The 19,265-nt window shown below is 69.4% G+C and carries 16 protein-coding genes; 11 read left to right on the top strand and 5 right to left on the bottom strand.

Features of this window, described 5'->3' with window-relative positions:
* The first annotated feature begins 22 nt into the window (after positions 1-22).
* The 5 genes from G4Z16_RS14165 (at position 23) to G4Z16_RS14185 (ending at position 5,504) form a co-directional block, all read left to right on the top strand.
* The gene (locus G4Z16_RS14165; RefSeq protein ID WP_197351123.1) at positions 23-2,053 is read left to right on the top strand and encodes a hypothetical protein; all 2,031 of its coding nucleotides are present in this window, start codon (positions 23-25) and stop codon (positions 2,051-2,053) included.
* Positions 2,054-3,106: 1,053 nt separating this feature from the next.
* Positions 3,107-3,454 (top strand): MerR family transcriptional regulator, encoded by a 348-nt coding sequence (locus tag G4Z16_RS14170; RefSeq protein ID WP_197351124.1) that lies wholly within the window; start codon positions 3,107-3,109, stop codon positions 3,452-3,454.
* 464 nt (positions 3,455-3,918) lie between these two features.
* Positions 3,919-4,515: a winged helix-turn-helix domain-containing protein gene (locus tag G4Z16_RS14175; RefSeq protein WP_197351125.1), complete on the top strand. Its 597-nt coding sequence runs from the start codon at positions 3,919-3,921 to the stop codon at positions 4,513-4,515.
* Positions 4,516-4,635: 120 nt separating this feature from the next.
* Complete coding sequence (locus G4Z16_RS14180) at positions 4,636-4,962, top strand: ArsR family transcriptional regulator (RefSeq protein ID WP_197351126.1); 327 nt, start codon at positions 4,636-4,638, stop codon at positions 4,960-4,962.
* Positions 4,963-5,165: 203 nt separating this feature from the next.
* The gene (locus G4Z16_RS14185) at positions 5,166-5,504 is read left to right on the top strand and encodes a hypothetical protein (protein ID WP_197351127.1); all 339 of its coding nucleotides are present in this window, start codon (positions 5,166-5,168) and stop codon (positions 5,502-5,504) included.
* Positions 5,505-5,654: 150 nt separating this feature from the next.
* Here G4Z16_RS14185 and ku read toward each other — a convergent pair whose 3' ends face one another.
* The gene (ku, locus tag G4Z16_RS14190; protein WP_197351128.1) at positions 5,655-6,644 is read right to left on the bottom strand and encodes a non-homologous end joining protein Ku; all 990 of its coding nucleotides are present in this window, start codon (positions 6,642-6,644) and stop codon (positions 5,655-5,657) included.
* A gap of 347 nt (positions 6,645-6,991) precedes the next feature.
* The gene (locus G4Z16_RS14195) at positions 6,992-7,408 is read right to left on the bottom strand and encodes a CBS domain-containing protein (RefSeq protein ID WP_197351129.1); all 417 of its coding nucleotides are present in this window, start codon (positions 7,406-7,408) and stop codon (positions 6,992-6,994) included.
* A 195-nt stretch (positions 7,409-7,603) separates the two neighbouring features.
* Here G4Z16_RS14195 and G4Z16_RS14200 point away from each other — a divergent pair, with 195 nt between their 5' ends.
* From G4Z16_RS14200 to G4Z16_RS14225, 6 genes are all read left to right on the top strand, one after another.
* Positions 7,604-7,936: a plasmid stabilization protein gene (locus G4Z16_RS14200; RefSeq protein ID WP_197351130.1), complete on the top strand. Its 333-nt coding sequence runs from the start codon at positions 7,604-7,606 to the stop codon at positions 7,934-7,936.
* Positions 7,937-8,148: 212 nt separating this feature from the next.
* A complete protein-coding gene (locus tag G4Z16_RS14205; RefSeq protein ID WP_197351131.1) occupies positions 8,149-9,414 on the top strand; it encodes a PP2C family protein-serine/threonine phosphatase in 1,266 nt (421 codons plus the stop codon).
* Between the two features lie 412 nt (positions 9,415-9,826).
* Complete coding sequence (locus G4Z16_RS14210) at positions 9,827-10,711, top strand: SDR family oxidoreductase (RefSeq protein ID WP_197351132.1); 885 nt, start codon at positions 9,827-9,829, stop codon at positions 10,709-10,711.
* Between the two features lie 150 nt (positions 10,712-10,861).
* Entirely contained in the window at positions 10,862-11,527 is a 666-nt protein-coding gene (locus G4Z16_RS14215) for a HemK2/MTQ2 family protein methyltransferase (RefSeq protein WP_197351133.1), read from the top strand.
* A gap of 34 nt (positions 11,528-11,561) precedes the next feature.
* Positions 11,562-13,004: a glutamate--cysteine ligase gene (locus tag G4Z16_RS14220; RefSeq protein WP_197351134.1), complete on the top strand. Its 1,443-nt coding sequence runs from the start codon at positions 11,562-11,564 to the stop codon at positions 13,002-13,004.
* Complete coding sequence (locus tag G4Z16_RS14225; RefSeq protein WP_197351135.1) at positions 13,001-14,026, top strand: iron-containing redox enzyme family protein; 1,026 nt, start codon at positions 13,001-13,003, stop codon at positions 14,024-14,026. The genes G4Z16_RS14220 and G4Z16_RS14225 overlap by 4 nt, the downstream gene beginning before the upstream one ends.
* A 202-nt stretch (positions 14,027-14,228) precedes the next feature.
* On the opposite strand, the gene G4Z16_RS14230 is transcribed toward G4Z16_RS14225, so the two are convergent.
* The 3 genes from G4Z16_RS14230 to G4Z16_RS14240 form a co-directional block, all read right to left on the bottom strand.
* The gene (locus tag G4Z16_RS14230; RefSeq protein WP_197351136.1) at positions 14,229-15,602 is read right to left on the bottom strand and encodes an ATP-grasp domain-containing protein; all 1,374 of its coding nucleotides are present in this window, start codon (positions 15,600-15,602) and stop codon (positions 14,229-14,231) included.
* A 176-nt stretch (positions 15,603-15,778) separates the two neighbouring features.
* Entirely contained in the window at positions 15,779-17,497 is a 1,719-nt protein-coding gene (locus G4Z16_RS14235; RefSeq protein ID WP_197351137.1) for an APC family permease, read from the bottom strand.
* A 178-nt stretch (positions 17,498-17,675) separates the two neighbouring features.
* Positions 17,676-19,007 carry an MFS transporter gene (locus G4Z16_RS14240; RefSeq protein ID WP_197351138.1) on the bottom strand — a complete coding sequence of 444 codons (1,332 nt, stop codon included), beginning with the start codon at positions 19,005-19,007 and terminating at the stop codon, positions 17,676-17,678.
* Between the last annotated feature and the right edge of the window lie 258 nt (positions 19,008-19,265).

Below are 19,265 nucleotides of genomic sequence, written 5' to 3' on the forward strand. Positions count from 1 at the left end.
GAGACCAACCCGAGGGAACCTTTTGAAACCGACCGTCGACGTCAGCGGTGAGGCCACGACGCTGGACAAGCGCGTGACCTCACTCGACGACGCCATCCAGGCCATGGCCGAAACCCGCGACTTCGGCAAGCACACGAAGCTGCGGCGGGTCCTGGAAGCACTGCGGCGGGTGCTCGTGCAGCCGGGCGGCGCCGCGGCGGTCCAGGCCAGGGCGCAGGCCCTTGAGGAAGCCGGGCTTTTCCAGGAGACGGACTGGGCGTCACCGGAGATCCTCGTCCCGTCGCTGGTCGGCCCGGGACTGCACAGCGGAGACCCGGACACGGTCGTCATGGAGGCGACCAGCGAGCTGCGGGTGCTCGCCGTCGCGCGCGGCGACTACGCGCACCCGACGCTGCCCGCCGAGGACGCCCGCCAGTTCCTGTCCCAGGTGCTGGCTATGAACCTGGAACTGCTGTTCGCGCCGCTCAGCGAGGCGGAGCGAACCCAGAACGGCCGGACCGCGCAGCTCATCCGGGACCTGTTCCGCCACCTCGCCGACGAGATCGGTTACGACAGCGTCCTGGACGACCTGGTCGACGAGATCTGGCGGATCCTGCGTCAGCGTCCGATCCAGGTCGAGGCGGTGCAGTCCCTGATCACCCGGATCGCGACGTACCGCGACGACCCGGACGTCGATCTTGGCGGGTCGTCAGGGCAGGGCTTCGACCGGCTCATCACGAGCCTGTTCGGGACCACCGAGGCATGCCGGGAGGACCCGGGCATCGACGTCTTCCGCTCCCGGCTTGAGGCGATGGACGCCGGCGGCCTGCAGTACGAGGCCACGGGGTTCGCGCGGGCGATGCACGACACCGGCCTGGTGTCGCCGTACCACGCGGAACTGCTCCGGTTCCTTCTGCGCGAGAGCGACTACCTCATCGGTGAGGCGCTCGGGCTGTCCGACACCGGCCGGAACTGCCTGCTGCGCTACAGCCAGCTGGTGCACCGGCTGATCGAGGTGGCCGTGCACCCGCAGACCGCGCAATGCATCTACGGGCTGGCGCTGCTGCTCGACCGCGGCATCCTTTACGAGCCGCCGGTGGTGCCCGCTCTGTGGCGCCAGCTGGCGCTCGAACTCTCCCCGGTCGCGCGGGAGCGGTTGACGACGGTTTTCGGCGACGTGCCGGGGCCGCAGGCGCGGCTGGTCGCGGGGGTGCTCTCGATGCTGGGCCAGCCGCTCGGCGTCGGTCAGGGCGACAACCCCACCTGCCAGTCGGCCCGCGCGCTGTCGATGTGGTCCTACAACGACCCGGACTACCTGCTGCAAATGGTGGTCTGGGCGGCCCGCGACGACGAGATCCTCATGCACTTCGAGGGTCAGCCGATCTCGTCGAAGGACAGCGCAACCGGAGTCGCGAGCACGCTGCCGATGGACCTGGACCCCGTATCGCTGCTCGTGGTCCCCCACTTGGACCGGATCTACGCCGAGATGGGGCGGCACTGCGCCGCGCGGCCAGGAGACCCGCACCGGTGGGTCAACCCCGAGTTCCACGGCTGGTGGGCCGCCCGCGGGTTCCACATCAACGTCGACGTCGCCACCGGAAACCTGGTCGACCTCGAGGAGTTCCTGCGGCAGTTCCACGCCGGCTACCACCCGTCCTACAACGGCGAGCAGCCGCTGATCCATCCGCAGCCGGCCGGCGTCGCCGTCACGGACAGCGCGGCCCGCTACGTCGGCTGGCACGCGATCACGATCCTGCGGGTCGCGCCGGACCCACAGGACGTCATGCGGGTGTACTTCTTCAACCCGAACAACGACAGCGGCCAGGACTGGGGCGACGGCGTCGTCGTCTCCACCGCGGGCAACGGCGAGCGGTTCGGCGAGGCCTCGCTGCCATTCGACCAGTTCGCCTCGCGGCTCTACATCTTCCACTCCGACCCGCTGGAGCGCGGCGAACCGGAGCGGGTGCCCGCCGACGACATCGCGCGGATCATCGGCTACATCGAGCGCAGCTGGGGCAACGACCGGCTACCCGCCGGGACGCTGCAAGCCCTCGAAAGCCCCACCGGCCTGTGAACCCACTGCGCAACCATGGGTCGTGGCCGTTGCACGGGCATCGGCTCCGAACGGCTCGGCGCCGGTGGTACAGGTCTCGTAGACCCGCTGCTTGAGACGACCCGGCTCGCCATTGCCCTGGAACGCGCCCGGGGCGGCGAGCCGAGCGACGACGCCACCTTGTTCCTCATCGAGTGGCACGGCCGACTGCGCCTGCGAAGTGGCGAGTTCGTGCCCGGCTGGACTGGTGCGGGCCAGAGGTGCCTCTCCGCAGGCCGGGGAGCTCGGTGAGCCGACTGGAACCCGGTTTGATCACGCGGCTCTCAGGTGACACGCACGGCCGTGGTGGCGGCGCCGTACGCGAGGAGTGGCCGTTCACTCAACCCGATGCCGGCTTGCTCCGTGAGGGCAATGCCGGGCAGGCGAACTTCTCGTTCACCCGGGTGTTCTGAGCAGGCGGCGGCCCGATGAGGCTCCCGCGCCGCGGCGGGTCGCGGGCCCTTGCCTGGATCGCCCCGCACCGGTGAGGGCAGCGACCGGTGCAGACTTCCGCCATCCGCCGAGTCGAGAATCGAGGGCGCCCAGGCTGCAGAAAATCTGTAGTGGCGAGAGTAGACATGGAGAGGTGTTGGGGGTAGATTGCTTCTCGTACTCGCAGAGATCAGAAGGGCGAGGCAGGTGACGAACTGCCTCGCATGCAGGTCAAGCAAGTAGTGGACCGGCGGTCGAGTGGTGTGGCTGCATGGTGAAGGCTCCACCACTGGCTGCCGGGCCAAGCGACTCCAGGAGTCGCACGCAGTTCTGCAAGATCGAGCAGTGCACGACAGATCAGTAGAGAAGGAGGAGAAACGCGCCATCAGGATCGCCCGGGGCGGGAAGTCCGCCCGGGTACCGCAGACCCCGGATTGGAAGGTGGTCCCCGGTCACGCAGCTGCGATCCCCGCACCCGTCCCTCCGGACGGTGGTGCGGAAAACAGAAGCCGGTGCAAATAGCCGGTAGATGGTGTTGATCCCCTCGGGGCCCTGGTGCCGCACGGCGCCAGGGCCCCTCGACGCGTCTCCCGAGAGGTGCCAGTGGCCGCAGACAATCCCTCCACCCCGTCGAGCAACCTCGACGACGACGATTTCCCCGCCTACACCATGGGGCGGGCCGCCGAGATGCTCGGCACGACGCCCGCCTTCCTGCGAGCCATCGGCGAAGCACACTTGATCGTGCCGCTCCGCTCGGACGGTGGGCACCGCCGCTACTCCCGCTACCAACTGAGGCTCGCCGCCCGGGCGCGCGAACTGGTCGACCAGGGGACCTCCGTAGAGGCTGCCTGCCGCATCATCATCCTTGAAGACCAGCTCGAGGAAGCCAAGCGCATCAACGAACAGCTGCGCGCCCCGGAGACCTCCCCGGAATCGAAAGCCGACGCCTGAGACAGGCCGCCCGACCCGGCCGCCCCGCGTGTCATCAGGGGATCGCCCGTCCCGGGCGCCAGAGGACGTGGCGTCACATCATCAGCACGAACGGCTGAAGTGCCGCATGGCACGCCGACTTCGGCGGCGCACAACCAGCACTCGCCTGCGCGGGTTCGGCCATGCCGCGGGAAAGCGGAAGCACTTGGAGGTGCTTCCGCATGACAGCAGACTCGATGCCTCCCCCCTCCGGCGCACGACCTGCAACGGTTCCGGTGATGCAAACGCCGGCTCACGCAGGCGCGTTGACCTCGTTCGGGACGTCCTCGCGTGTGGATGGATGAGGTAGCGAGGCGCTGCGGGCGCCCACGCTCGCAGCAGCGGGGTGGTGTGGCGGCTGCGCACGTAGCCGTGCCCCAGTATTTACAAAGAGCTCTTCGCACAGATGTATTTGCAAAGAAGTAGCTGTGATCTACGGTGCCTGCATGGCACAGATTCCCGATGAGCAGTCCGTCGTCCTGGACGCCAAGGGCCTACGCGCTCTGGCACACCCCGTGCGCGTGCAGCTCCTTGGTCTGCTGCGGCTCCACGGCCCCGCTACTGCCACGCAGTTGGCCGGCCGTTTGGCCTTGAACTCGGGTGCGACCAGCTACCACCTGCGCCAACTCGCTGCGGCCGGCTTCGTTGCCGAGGACGCAGAGAGGGGGAACGCGCGAGAGCGGTGGTGGCGTTCGGTGCACCAGCTGACGCGCTTCAGCTCCGAGGCCTTCGCGGAGTGCGAGCCCGAGGCGGCGATGGCGTATCTGCAGTCGGTCCACAACTCGTACACCATGCGCTCCCAGCAGGCGCTCAACGGCCTGCAGACACTGCCGCGGCCGTGGCGGGAGGCGTTCGACATGAGCGATGCCTCTCTTCGGCTCACCCCGGCGGAGGCCCAGGAGATGCGGGATGAGATCTGGAACGTCGTCGACCGGTATCGACGGGCCGCGGGCGACGACGGGCCCGAGGACGCCGACCGGGTCTGGGTGAACGTCCATGTGCTGCCGGATGTCGACATCGCTGAACGGGAGGCGGAGAGCTGATGCGTTACGAGGAAACGGCCATGGCCGGCCGGACGCGGTTACGGCCGCTCGTGGGCGCATATACATGAACTGCAGTACGTGTAATAAGATGCGTGAACGCCAGTTAGTTACGATCGGGCCATGCGCGCAGTGCCCGAACCTCACACCGGATGGACGTTTCTGACCAACCACGCACGAGTGCTGGCGACCATCGCCGACGATCAGCACGTCCGGATCCGCGATATCGCCGCACACTGCCGGCTGACGGAACGTGCCGTCCAGAAGATCATTTTCGACCTGGAGCAGGGCGGCTACTTGTCCCACGTCCGCGAAGGACGCGCCAATGCGTACCGGATCGAGCCCGACAAGGTGCTGCGGCACCCAGCCGAAGCCGGGCTGACGGTGGCCTCGTTGCTTTCCTGGCTCGTCAAAGACGAAGCCGACCGCAAGACGGCCCGGGACGACTAGATGTATTGACCTGCCGGCCTCTGTGAACCCGGCGGTTGAGCGGCTTTGAGCTGAAGCCGCCTTGGACGAGCGACCAGCAAGCTCGTCAGCGACTCGGGCGGCTCTCCGCCTGGCCGCAAGAGCCGCGTCGTCGCGAGAGGTCGTGGGACATGAGCTGGTCTTCCCAAGCTCCCGTAGGGGTGTCTGTGGAGCATGATCGGACCATGGCTCACGAGCGATTCCACCAGGGCGACGGAAGCGCCCGATATGAGGGTCCCGCGACCGTCGTCTTCCCCGACGGCCGTGAGGCCGCCGTGATCGCCTCCCTCATGCTCCGCCTGGATCCATCCACAGTGCCCGACTTCAGTTACGACCGGCACAGCACCTGGGGAGGCAGCCTCACCCTCGCCGGTGACGATGAGGTTGATCTCTTCGACGCAGCCCCCGGCATTCTTCGTCTGCCCGATGGGCGAGTGGGTTCGTTCATGGCCACCAGCGGGCCTCGCGAGGCGGGCTGCTCAGGACTCGGGCCTGCCCCGTTCGGCCAAGCCTGGGACCACTGACCGGTTCGTCGTGGACGGATTCCCTGTCTGACGCTGAGTGATCACCTTCGACAACCGAGGAGCAGGTGCATCAGGCGGCTCCCGCCCGACAACCGCGAGGTGATGGCCCCACTACGCGCTGCTGCTCATCCGGGCATTTCGCGGGCCGGGTCAGGCGGCGCTCCTGGCACTCCGGGCGACAGCCTTCTCCAATTCGGCGCGATTCATGCGGGAGCGGCCGGGAACCTCGGCGTCGGTGGCGAGCTGGTACAGCTCGTCCCTCGTCAGCTCCCCCAGGTCCGGCTGGGACTTCTTCTTGCCCGACTTCCTGCTCCCCCCGGCCTTGGCCTGACCGGTCTTCTTCGACCCCTTACTCGTGCGGCCGGAGCGGGCCTGGTCCACCGACGCCTCCAGCATCGACATCAGATCGACGACATTCGTGGACTCCGGGGGCTTCTCCGCCCTCTCCACCGTCTCCCCCGTCCGTTTCGCCTCGACCAGCTCCCGCACTCGCTCCTGGGTGCGGTCCCGGAAGTCATGCGGGTCCCACTCCATCGCCATGGCTTCGATCAGCTGCGCGGCCATCTTCCGTTCCTTCGCCGACGCCTTGGATCGCGAGGGCAGATTGTCCAGCGTCTCGTGCGGGTCGCGGACCTCATCAGCCCAGTGGAGTGTGTGCATGACCAGTACCCCGCCCTGCTCATGGACCGCGACGAGGTAGTCCTTCTGCCGCATGCTCATGACGGCGATCCCTGCCCGCCCGGTTTCTGCCAGGGCGTCTCGCAACAGGCCGTAGACGTTGGCGTGTTCCTTACGCGGCTGAAGGAAGTACGTGCTGTCGAAGTAGGCGGGCTCGATGGCCTCCAGCTCCACGAATCCGGAGATCTCGATGGCCTGGGACCGTCCGGGAGTGATCTCGTCGAGCTCCGCCGGCTCGATGACCACATACTCGCCGTCCCCTGTGTCGTAACCCTTGACGATCTTGTCGTAGGGGACCTCTTTGCCGGTGCGTTCGTTCACCCTCTTGTTGCGTACCCGGTCGGAGGTGCCACGTTCCAGCTGGTGGAAGCGGACGGTATGGGATTCGGTCGCCGTGGCGAGTTGGACGGGAAGAGTGACAAGGCCGAATGTCAGCGATCCGGACCACACTGCGCGTGCCATGACGCCCGTCCTCTCGTCCGACGCCGGTCCAGCCCATTTTCACACTGCGAGCCCGTTCTCACCGCTTATGTTCGTTCTTCCGGTCTCGCAGACGCTCAGCGGGGGAGAGGGTCTTACCTGGTCAGGAAGCAACCGAAAGTCCTCTGGAGGCCCGATTGCCGCTTCTCCGCGCCTCGCGGCACCGGACGTACGGAAGAATGCCGGGACGGCTCGGCGGCGCCAGAGGAAGGCCAGGCCAGACAGATGAGGCCAAGAGCGCCGTACGCCTCTCCTGCGCATGACGATGCGGGTGCCACCGCCACCGCCACCGCGGTCAAGGAGAGGCATACGCGGACGGCAACGGTCGGTCAGTCGGAGGAGAGAGCCTCGACGAGTTCTCCGACCTTCGGATCAGAGAGAGCACGCGCGACGTCTGCCTGGGCAACCATGCCGACCAGGTCGCGCCCGTCGATGACCGGGAGCCGCCGCACCTTGTGCTCGGCCATCGTCGCCATGACCTCCTCCGCGTCGTCGTCGGCGCCGATCGTGACGGCCTCTGCCTGCTGAAGTTCGCCCGCCTTCGTCTGGCCGGGCTCCTTACCCGTTGCCAGGACCTTCACCACGATGTCCCTGTCGGTGAGAACGCCTTTGAGCTTGTTGTCCGTCCCGCAGATGGGCAGAGCACCCACCCCCAGCTGCTGCATCTTCTTGGCCGCCTGGAGCACAGACTCTTCTTCGCCGATGCACTCGGCGCCCGGCGTCATGATGTCTCGCGCAGTTGTCATGTCGGCCTGCCTCTCTGGTCTCAGCCGTTTCAGCACGACGCGTACGGGGCCACGGGTGGCCCCGCTGCCGAGGGGCAAACCGCAGCAAACCGTCCACACCTTCGTTTGCCCGAAAGGCCCATGCTCGCCGTTCACGTGTGTGCCCTGGGTCCGAGGGCACTCGGCGGGCGATCCCTTCGAGGCACAGGAGGAGCAATGCCTGCAGGAGCCAATGCCAAGCGCGAGCGGCAATACGAGCACATCAAGGAAGGCGCGAAGAAGCGTGGTGCTTCCAGTGGCCGTGCCAAGGAGATGGCCTCGCGGACGGTGAACAAGGAGCGTGCGCGTACCGGCGAAGCCAAGCGGGCGAGCCGTACGTCCACAGCCGGCAAGTCCGCCCCCGAACGAGGTGGCAAGCGCTCCGGCAACCGCATGGGCCCCAAGGGCGGTCCTACTCGCGACCAGCTCTACAACGAGGCCAAGCAGCGCAACATCCAGGGCCGCTCAACCATGAACAAGCGCCAGCTGGAGCGGGCCCTCGGCCGCTGACCGGACCGGGGCCGTAGAGCTTGGTCCTGTTCGGAGGGGCGGGTGGCCCGACTCCTCGTCGGGATCCATGGTGATGAAGCCGTCGCCGATGCGGGCGGCCCAGTCGGCCGATGTGGGCCCGAATCCGCTGACATCGTGTGCTGATGCGGGTTGCGCCGGTCCGCCGGAGGATGGGAACAGCGGCCATCGAGGGGGACGGAAGGGAAGCGGCGATGTCGAGCGCGCGGGACCACCTGCTGAGCCTGCTGCTGGTCGACAGCCATGTGATGCCGCTGGAGCGGGTGGCCGCCCGCGTCGCCGAGCACGCCGAAGAGGTGGGGTTCATCGGCGTACGGATCTACCTGGCTGACGTGCAGGAACGCGTACTACGCCTGCTGAGCGGACCGGGGCTCACCCGTGGGCGGGACCGCGAGGAGACCGAACTCCAGGTGGAAGGGACGGTGCCCGGGCGAGCCTTCCAGTATGGAGAGGTGGTCAGGACGGAGAAGTCCGCCCAGGACGGCACCCTGTGGTGGATCCCGCTGCTGGACGGCACCGAACGGCTGGGGGTCGTCCGGGCAAGGACGGCCTCGGACGACACCGACACGCTGGCCGGCCTCAAAGCCCTGGCCGCACTCGTGGCCCTCCTTGTGGTCAGCAAGCGCCACTACAGCGACGCCCACGCCCGCCTGGTGCGGAGCACGAAGATGAACGTCCCGGCCGAGATGCAGTGGACGTTGATGCCGCCCCGCACCTACGCGGACGATCGGGTCGTGCTCGGGGCCGTGATGGAGCCCGCCTACCAGGTCAGCGGCGACGCATTCGACTACGCGACCTCCGGCGAGGTCGTCCACCTGGCGGTCTATGACGCCATGGGACACGACGTCGCCGCGGGATTGACCGCGAACCTCGCCATGGCCACCGCCCGCAGTCAGCGACGTGCCGGCCGGACCCTGCAGGAAGTGGCGGAGGAGGTGGGCCGCATGCTGGTCACGCAGTTCGACGGGGACCGGTTCGTCACCGCGGTACTGGCAGACCTCGACACCCGCACCGGACAGCTGACATGGGCGAACTACGGCCACTACCCGCCAGTGATCATCCGCGGTGGCAGATCGACCCCTCAGCTCGAATGCCGGCCCGGGCCGCCGCTCGGCACCGACTTCAGCTTCCACGGAGACCTGTGTCAGGAGTCACTGGAGCCGGGCGACCGGGTCGTCTTCTACACGGACGGAATCACCGAGGCTCGCAGCCCCGCGGGCCAGGAATTCGGCCTGGCCCGCTTCCTCGACTTCCTCATCCGGCAGCACGCGGACGGTCTGCCCGTCCCGGAGACGCTGAGACGGCTGATGATGAGGATCCTCCAACACCACGATGACCAACTGGACGACGACGCGACGGTGTTGCTGGCCGAGTGGAACGGACCGGGCGCCTTCCGTGCCGACGAGGTCGAGGCCCGCACAGGGCTGCCGCCCAGCGAGGACGATCAGCTGAAGCACTAGAGGCGTCGAGGGTTCCGGTTCGCTCCTTCGGACCGACTGCGAACCGGATGCCGCCGACGCCGGCGCCAGGAGCAGCCCCGAAGGTGAGCTCCGTATCGCAGGGACAACCGGCAAGCCTCCAACTCGGGCGAATCGAGGGGGCACTGGTGGCGTGCGCCCATGGCTCGTGGTGCGCCCCCGCAGCGGGCCCAGGGGTTCCGGTGCCCGGACTCGGCTGATCACCGCCCCGCACGTCGGCCCGCTCCCTCACGGTGGTTGATGTAGCCGCCCCGGCCGTCCCCTCCGAAGCGCGCCGAACGGCCGGCCGCGGCTGCCCGTGGCCGCGGGCGATCAACCAGCAGGTCCGCGCTCGTTAGTGACGAGGTCGCGAGGGGTACTCAGGCGCCTTCCCTTCGTCCCAAGGAGGCGCCCCATGTCCGGATCCGGCCCGGAGCACCCGACGCGTCAGCAGCCCCAGCCGCCGTTCCCTCAGCAGGACGACGAACATCCCGGCTACACCGAGCGCATGAGCCCGCGCCCCGACCACGGCGAGGAGACCTACAAGGGCACTGGCCGCCTCACCGACCGCAAGACCGTGATCACCGGCGGGGACTCGGGCATCGGCCGAGCGGTGGCACTGGCATTCGCGCGCGAAGGCGCGGACGTGCTGCTGACCTGTCTGCCGGAGGAAGAAGGCGAGGCGGAGGAGACGGTCCGCCTCGTGGAGGCCGCCGGACGGCGTGCCGTCCCTCTGGCCTGCGACATCAGGGAGGAAGAGGAGTGCCGGCGGGTCGTGGACACAGCGGTCGAGGAGTTCGGCCGGATCGACGTCCTGGTCAACAACGCGGCATTCCAGATGTCCCAGCCGGACGGCATCGAGGCCATCACCACCGACCAGTTCGACCGCGTCGTACGCACCAACCTGTACGGCATGTTCTGGCTGTGCAAGCTCGCCCTTCCGCACATTCCCGAGGGCGGAACCGTCATCAACACGACGTCGGTGCAGGCGTACAAGCCCAGCCCGCATCTGCTGGACTACGCGATGACCAAGGGCGCGATCGCCACGTTCACTCAGGGGCTGGCCGCGATGCTCATCGAGCGCGGCATCCGCGTCAACGCCGTGGCTCCAGGCCCTGTCTGGACGCCGCTGATTCCCTCGACGCTGCCGGACACCACCGAGTTCGGCAAGCAGAGCCCCCTCGGCCGGGCGGGCCAGCCCGCCGAAATGGCGCCGGCGTACGTGTTCCTCGCCTCCCCCGAATCCAGCTACATCACCGCCGAGATCATCAATGCCACCGGCGGCACGCCCCTTCCCTGAGGGGGCGGAGACGGGGAGCCCTCCGTCGGGCCTCACACTCCGTGTCCCCTACGTCACCACATGTCTTTTTGCATCACCGTATGAAGCTCTTTTTACGAGATCCGCAGCTTGCGGCTGTTTGGTGCGAGGCCGTCGAGAAACCCATGCACTGTGTGGCTGCTGAGACCGCCGGGGGTGTATGCCCCGCAAGGCGATTCCGAACTGCTGCTGGAAGCGCTCCGGTATGCCGCCGTCCCTGCGGGGGCGCGCATGCTGGACGTGTTCACCGGCAGCGGCGTGGTGGCTTTCGGCGGGGCCCGGCTCGGCGCGGCCGAGGTTCATGCCGTCGACCTCTCGTTCCGCGCCACTCTGGCAGCCCGTTGGAACGCCGGCCTGCGGGGGCTTCCACTCACCGTCCACCGCGGTGACTTCCTCGATCACGCAGTCGGGCGCTTCGACGTCGTGTCGGCCAATCCGCCCTATGTCCCCACCGGACACCCGGCCCGTACCCGTAAACGCAGGGACCGTGCCTGGGATGCCGGTGAGGACGGCAGGGAGTGCGTGGACCGTCTGTGCCGTGCGGCTCCGCATCTGCTGAGGGCAGGCGGGGTGCTGCTGATGGTGCATTCAGACATCTGCGACACCCGTCGGACGGTCCGGTTGCTGCAGGAGGCCGGGTTGAAGGCATCTGTCGCGGCCCGCAGACGGCAGGCGTTCGGTCCGGTCCTGCGTCGCCGGGCGCTGTTGCTGGAGCAGAAGCAGCTGATAGCCCCCGGTCAACGAGAAGAGGAACTGGTGGTCATACGTGCCGAACTCGTCTCCCCAGCCGGAGCCTGACCCCGGCACCCGGCTCAAGCAGAAACCGCGACGCGTGGTGATCGACCAGGGTGGGCCGGTACTGATCGAGGGCCCCGTCGAGGTGGACCTCGGCGAGGGCCGGACGGCGGTCTCGGACCGCTTCGTCGTGGCGCTGTGCGCCTGTCGGCGCAGCCGCAACTACCCCTGGTGCGACACGAGCCACCGCCGTCGACCCCGCGATCGGCAAGGTGCCGTTCGCGGAGGCGAGGCAGACGCCGAACGTGCCGAGAGGGCCACCGACCGGACCTTGAGCCCGTCACACTCTGCGAAGGCCGCCCCGGCGCCGGGTGCCCTCACGATGGGTGTGGAGGAGGAGTTCCTCCTCGTTGACGAGGTCGGTGGCCGATCCGTGCCGGCCGGCGCCGAAGTCATCGATGAAGCAGGCAAAGGCCCCGCACTGCCGAACGGAATGCGGATCGAGCCGGAACTGCTGGCCAGCCAGGTCGAGTTGGCCTCCGGCGTCTGCAATGACCTTCGGGCGCTGGCGGAACAGCTGAACGTCGGAAGGCGGCTCCTGGCCGAAGCGGCTCGCCGCAAGCGCCGAATGCTGATCTCCACGGGCACGCCGGTGCGCGAGAGCGGCCCGGTGACTCTCACCTCCGGTGCACTCCCTGAGCAGACGGGCGGGACCTACGCGGGCCTCCTCAGCGACTACGAGGCCTGCGGATGCCATGTGCATGTGGGCGTCGCCGACGAGGAGACAGCCGTGGCGGTGACCAACCACGTGCGCGGCTGGCTCCCCACCCTTCTCGCCCTGTCTGCCAACTCCCCTTTCCACGCCGGCCGGGACACCGGGTACGCGAGCTGGCGCATGGTGCTTCAGTCCCGCTTTCCCGGCTCAGGGGTGCCTCCGTACTTCCCGTCCGCAGCGGCCTGCCGCGATCGACTCGAGCAGCTGGTCGAGTGCGGCACGCTCGCGGACGTCGGACAGAGCTTCTGGCTGGCCCGGCCCTCGCCCTTGTCTCCCGCGGTGGAGTTCCGCGTGGCTGACGCCGCCACGCCGGTGGAGGAGGCCGTTCTGCAAGCGGCGCTCTCGCGCGCGTTGGTGCACACCGCGCTGACAGCTCTGTCGGACGGGAGAGAACCGGCGACGGTGACGGACCAGGTGGCAGCGGCCGTCTGGTCGGCTGCGCGCCATGGGCTGAACGGTCCCGGCATTCATCCGCAGCAGGGACGCAGAGCTCCGGCCGTCGCGCTCGCCCAGGAACTCCTGCACCACGTGACACCTGCCCTCGAGGAGGCCGGCGACCTGAACTTCGTACGGCATCAGCTGGACGTACTCGTGGACCAGGGAACGGGCGCGCAGCGGCAGCGGGCCGACGCCTCGGCCCTCAAGGGCGCGACCGCAGTCGTCGAACGCCTCGCCGATGAAACCGCCCGGCCGGCCGGGGAGATCCGGTCGCACAGCACACCTACGTCGTCCGGCCTTCCGGCGACCGCTCGGAGGAACCCATGACCGCCGCCGCTGTTCCGACGCCGGCCCGGCACCACGGCGCGGCAGCCATGCCCCCGCCACGGGGCCCGCTCTCCGCGGCCGTATTCGACGCACTTCGCCGCACACCGGGCTCTCAGCACCCGCAGTGGCCGACCGTCGCTGCCGCGGGCCCATTCAGCGAGGACGTGCACCTGGCCCTGCACCTTTGCTACGAACTGCACTACCGGGGGCTCAGGGACGTCGATCCGGCGTGGGAGTGGGACCCTGAACTGCTGCGGCTGCGAGCGCAGTTGGAGCAGGAGTTCCTGAACGGGCTGCGCACGGCCGTCGCCGGAGGAGACGACGTCGCAGGAGAGCTGGACGCGCTGCTGGTGGAACCCGTGGGTGGCTCCGGAACATCGCGCCGCCTGGCTGAGCGCGGCGAGTGGTGGCAGATGCGGGAGTACCTCGTCCATCGCTCCGTCTACCACCACAAGGAGGCCGACCCCCATGCCTGGGCCATCCCTCGTCTGCACGGGCGGGCCAAGGCGTCGCTCGTGGCAGTCGAGTACGACGAGTTCGGCGCGGGCCGGCCGGAGCGGGTGCACGCCCAGCTGTTCGTCGACCTTCTCGCCGGGGCGGGGCTGGAGCCCGGATACCTCCACTATCTGAACGATGTTCCCGCGCCGGCTCTCGCGCTCGTCAACATGATGTCGCTGTTCGGTCTGCACCGTGGGCTGCGCGGGGCGCTCGTCGGTCACTTCGCCGTGGTCGAGACCACCAGTGCCCCGGGCTCGCGTCGCATGGTCCAGGCGCTGGAGCGGATGCAGGCCCACCCTTCCTGCGTCCACTTCTACAGCGAGCACGTCGAAGCCGACGCGGTGCACGAGCAGGTCGTGCGACGGGACGTCATCGGTGGCCTCCTCGACGAGGAACCCGAGCTCGCGCCGGACGTCGTCCTGGGAATCCAGGCCACCAACCTGCTCGAGGAGCATCTGGCCCGCCATCTCGACACCGCGTGGGACCAGGGCGCCACTTCGCTGCGACGCCCCCCGGGCGAGTGAGGCCGCGGATCCTCATCACGGACCCGAGGGTTGCCGGACGTGTTCGGCAGACGCCGCCGGGCGACACCGTCGGCGCGGACGCGGCACCTCCGGGTTGCCCGGCCCGCGCCACGGCGTCGCGGAGAGCGAAGCAGTCCCATTGCGCCCAGTGCACTCAGCGCCCCCGACTGCTCACCCCCTCCGCACCGGCCGACCACCCGCCTCACGCGATCTCGTAGAAGCTCTCGCCGTCGAGGTAGCGGACGGTCCCCGCGTCGCGCAGCACCGTCTCCTGCACCTCGTGGCGCAGGTTGACGATGAGCGGATAGGTCAGGTCGTTGACGGTTCGCCGGATCGGCGAGCCGGGGGCGACGAGGGGGCGCACGTCGTAGAGGCTCTCCAGCTGCTCCAGCTGATCCAGGTGGCGGTAGCGCCGGAGCGTGCCCTCCACCGGCGAGATCATCGCGACCGAGGCGAAGTGCTGCTGGACGCGGTACTCCCTCCCGCACTCGGTGTGGAAGCGGTCAGGGTCGGTGTAGGCCAGGGCCGTCCAGCCGAGCTGGGACTCACCGAGAGCCAGCTCGGCGTAGTGGGGAATCTCGCCGCCCGCGATGCGCGCGCCCATCTCGATCAGCCGCGGCCCCTCCGGCGTCAGCTTCACCTCCAAGTGCCCGGGACCGTGCCGGATTCCCAGGGCGTCCAGCACCGACTCCGCGTACTCGCCCAGCACTTGGCCCTCCTCCGAGGAGCGCGCCACGGAGCGGATCGAGTCGCACAGGTCGAGAACACCGTTGGCCGACAGCCGCGTCGTACGCCAGATGTCGCACACGCGGTGTCTGCCGTCCCGGCTGACGGTGTCGACGATGTACTCGGCACCGCGCAGATACTCCTGGGCGACGACGCCCTCGTTGCGCCCTCCGTAGATGTGCTCGGCGCCGAGCAGTGCGCGGTACGCCTCGGCGGACTGCTCCGGGGAGTCGCAGAAGAACACCCCGTCGCCGCCACCGCTGCTGAGCGGTTTGACGACGACGCGCCGGCCGAGCCCGGCGTGCCACCGGCGGAGCGACTCCTCGTCGGTGATGAGGAGTTGGGCGGCACCGGCGACTCCCGCCGCCTTCACGGTCTCGATCATCGTGTACTTGTCGCGGCGGGCCGCGCTGCGTTCCGTGCCGTTCGAGGGGAGGCCCATCCGCTCGCTGAGCCGGTCCGCGAACTCCACGCCGTGCTCGCCTCCGGGCACGACGGCGACGGGCCGGTAGGCGTCGAGTGCCCGTACGGTCTCCTCCAGGTCACCGTGGTGCACGATGTTGTCCGCGTAGTCGTCCAGGTTCAGCGCGCTGCGGAACGCTTCCGGGACCTCCGGGCCGCTCTGGACGCGCACGGACGCGTAGCCGGCCTTCGCGAACTCGGGGATGAGCCGCCGGGTCGGGTGGTAGGTGTCGACGATCGCGACGTATCCCCGTTCGGGAGCGGCGCCCCCGCCCTCCGGGCCGGGGCGTTCCACTCCTGCGCGTCCGGCCACATCGTGTTCGGGCTCCGCGTTCCCGGCCCGTGGCGGCCGGTCGGGCTGCTGGGACTGCTGGACGTGCTCGGACATCGCGGCTCTCCCTCGTTTCTCCGGGGCCGGCCCGCTGTTGCACGGGCCGGCCGCTCTCACTTGCCAGGACGGACGGGCCGGCACCTGGACGACGGTGCACGGCCCTCGACAACACCCAACGGGACCAACGCAGTTGTGCCGAGGGAAGTATCAGCCTCCGGTGCCCGGCCGCGTCGTCATCCGGCCGGTTCGGGTGCCGGCCCTGTCCGGCGCTCGTGGCCGGCGTGACCGTCGCCGTCCGAACGGCCGTCGTGATCCGCAAGGTTGGCGTGTTCCGTTCGGACCGCGGCGTCCGCGTCTCCCGCGTCCTCCGGCTCCGCGCTGCGGGCCTGGTGTGCGACGCCCGAGCGGACACCCCAGTAGTAGACGGCGAGGCCCAGCACGGACGCGACGACCGAGTCCCACGGGGCGGTCAGCAGCTCGTTTCCGCCGAAGCTGCCGGCCCAGGAGACCAGGTAGAGAGAGGCCAGATAGCCCAGCAGCCACATGCCCAGGGCCAGTTCACGTCCCAGCCCGGGGCGGAGGCGATGCCGTACGACGAAGATCAGCACGCCGGTGGCGGCCATCGGCAGCGCGATGCGCAGATGGTCCCAGCCCGCCCAGTGGATCAGCCCGGTGGAGACCACGAAGCTCGCCGGCGCTATCCAGCGCAGCCCCGGCAGCGTCCAGGTGGCCCGTTGGCCGTCGCTCGCCCGGAACGTGCCTGCCGCGACAGCGCACGCGGAGTAGCTCAGCAGGGAAAGCACACCGACGACGGTGATCAAGTCCTGCCAGCCGCGGAAGGGCACGAGGAAGAGCACGCTGACGGCGAAGTTGCCCAGCATCGCGCGGCGCGGCACACCCGACGGCCGGTGGACGACGGCCACCGAGCGAGGCAGCACACCGTTGCGTGCCGCGGCGTACGTCTCCCGCGCCCCCGAGGCGACGAAGACGGAGACGGCGCCCGCCGGGGAGATCACGGCGTCGGCGTAGATCACTGTGGCCAGCCATCCCAGGTCCAGGGCGAGAGCGAGCTGCCCGTACGGGGAGGAGAGGTTGATGCCCTGCCACCCGTCGCCGAGGCTGCTCTCCGGGACGGCGAGCAGGAAGACCAGTTGGAGCAGCGTGTAGAGCGCGACGACGAGCGTGATCGACATGATGACCGCGCGGGGCAGGTCCCGGCGCGGATCGCGGGCCTCGCCGGAGAGTTCGACGGCCGCGCCGAACCCGTTCATGGAGTAGATGATGCCCGCGGTCGCGACGACGCTGAGCATCGCCGGCCAGCCGTAGGGCGCCCAGCCGCCGCCCGCCTCGATGTTGCCGGTGTGGAAGCCGGACATGAACAGCGCGACGATGGTGAGGAGCGGTACGGCCGTCTTGACCACCGTCACCAGAAGGTTGACCTTCGCGAAGAGCGCGACGCCGAACCAGTTGAGCAGTACCAGCACACCGAGCAGCGCGACGGTCACCAGGGTGCCCTGTGCCGTCAGGGCACCGTCGGTGTACATCCCGGGCAGATAGCGCTCGGCGTACTGGACGATCGCGGAGGACTCGGCTGCGAGCGCGCTGGTGACGGCCAGCATCACGCCCCAGCTGATGACCGCCCCCACGACGGGCCCGCCCGCCTGCATGGGCCAGCGCACCATGCCGCCTGCCTGCGGCCGGGTGGCGCCGAGCTGCGCCAGGACCATGCCGACGAGGATCAGGGCGCCGCCGGCCAGCGGCCAGGAGAACAGCGCCGCGGGGCCCGCGCCCTGGGCCGCGTAGTAGGCGCCGAACAGCCAGCCGGAGCCGATCATGCCGCCGAAGGCGACTCCGGTGAGGCTCCAGAAGCCCAGTTCCCGGCGGAGCCCGGATTCCCCCGTCGGACGGGGTATGCCGGCGGGCGGGCGGTGGTCCAAGGGTGGTGCGGACATGGGTCTCCCCCTATGTGTGATGGCAGGGCGAACGGACGGCCTGGCGCCGGGGGTTGCAACTTCCGCCCGGCGGGCGGCCGTTCAGGGAATCCGGGAGTCCGGAGGGTTCACGGGTCCCGGTGGTGCGGACGTGCTCGGGAAGTGGGGACGTGCAGGCCGGGGCCGGTGCGCCGGCGGGTCACCCCACGTCGCTGCGCTCCTCCCCCGCGCCGTCGGGAGCCGCGGCATGCTCCGGGGACTTTTCGGCCGACGTCTCCCCGGCGGGCGACGGCGACGGCACGTCGCGCACCTTCGGGGAGAGCACGAGGAACGCGGCGAGCAGGCCGAGCACCGCCGCACCGCAGACGAACGGCAGCGAGACGCCCGTCTGGTACAGCGCCGTCGCGGCGAGCGGGCCGAGGACGAGGGTGAAGCCGTTCGTCGCGGAGATCAGCCCGGCGACACCGCCCTGTTCGTCGGCACCGACCCGCAGGCTCAGCACGGAGTTGTAGCCCGGGATGGCCAGACTGTGGCCCAGGCCGGAGAGCACGGTCGCCGCGAAGAAGACCGGCAGGCTGTCGGCGAAGACCATGACCACGAAGGCGATCCCGGTCAGCGGCACCCCGACGCGCAGCAGCCGCAGTGGCCGCCACTTGAGGAACGGGATGACGACGCCCTGCACCAGCAGCATGGGGAGCCCGCCGGCCAGCAGCACGTACCCGGACCACTCGGCGGTCTCCCCGGTCGTCAGCCCGAGCCGGTCCTGGAGCAGGAAGCCCAGGCTCATCTGCAGCATGCTGACGGAGAGGTAGACGCCGACGCCCGCCAGGAGGAAGGGCCACACCCGCTCGTCCCGCCAGCTCAGCCGCGGTGCCTTCTTCTTCGGGCCCTCGGAGCGCGCGTCTTGCGGCAGGGCCGCCCATACAGCGAAGGCGGGCAGCAGGATCAGGCCCGGCGCCAGGTAGAGAGCGGCGACCAGCCCGAACTCGGCCAGTACGCCGCCCAGTCCGGGCCCGAGGACCAGCGCGAGGCCGATGGCCGCACCCACGCGCGCCATGCCCTTCACGCGGTCCTGCTCGTCCGGCGTGACGTCGGCGACGTAGGACTGCGCCGCCACCGGCAGGGCGGCCAGCGCTCCGCCGAAGACGATGCCGCGGGTCGCCAGCAGCAGGGCGAAGGTGAGGGCGGCGCCGATCGCGCCGAGCAGCCCGAAGTGCGCGGAGACGGCGAACGCGAAGAGGCCCGCGGCGGCGCCGAACAGCGAGACCACGAGCAGCGGTTTGCGCCCGTGTGCGTCGCTGCGCCGGCCCCACCAGGGGCTGACGAGCGCGACCATGGCTGCGGAGGCGCTCATCACGATGCCGAACTGGAACTCGCTGAGGGAGAGTTCACGTGCCAGCGGCGGAAGTGCGGGCGTGAGGATCTGCTGACCCGTGTAGCCCCCGAAGACCGCCAGGTAGAGCAGCAGGAGGCTGCGCCGGGGAGGGCTGCTCGAGCCGGCCGGCGTGGCGTGTGGCGCCGCAGTGGTCATGTTCGTCCCATCGATTCCGGTTCGGCCGACGTCTGGTGGTTCGGGGGTGCCCTTCCCCTCCGGTCCGACGTCGGACGGATTCTTCGCCGTTCTCCGGCGTCCTCGCCGGCTCCCGTGCACGGATTCGTGCCGTGCACGGCCGGTCCGTGTCAGGCCGCCGAGGGCCAGGGCTGTCCGGCCCGCGGACCCCAACCCGGGCCGCTGGTCAGTCTTATCCGGTGCCGGCCTGCTCGGCTGCCGATTTCCGGTCATCCTCCG

This window comes from Streptomyces bathyalis (assembly GCF_015910445.1).
In the GTDB taxonomy this organism is placed as follows: domain Bacteria; phylum Actinomycetota; class Actinomycetes; order Streptomycetales; family Streptomycetaceae; genus Streptomyces; species Streptomyces bathyalis.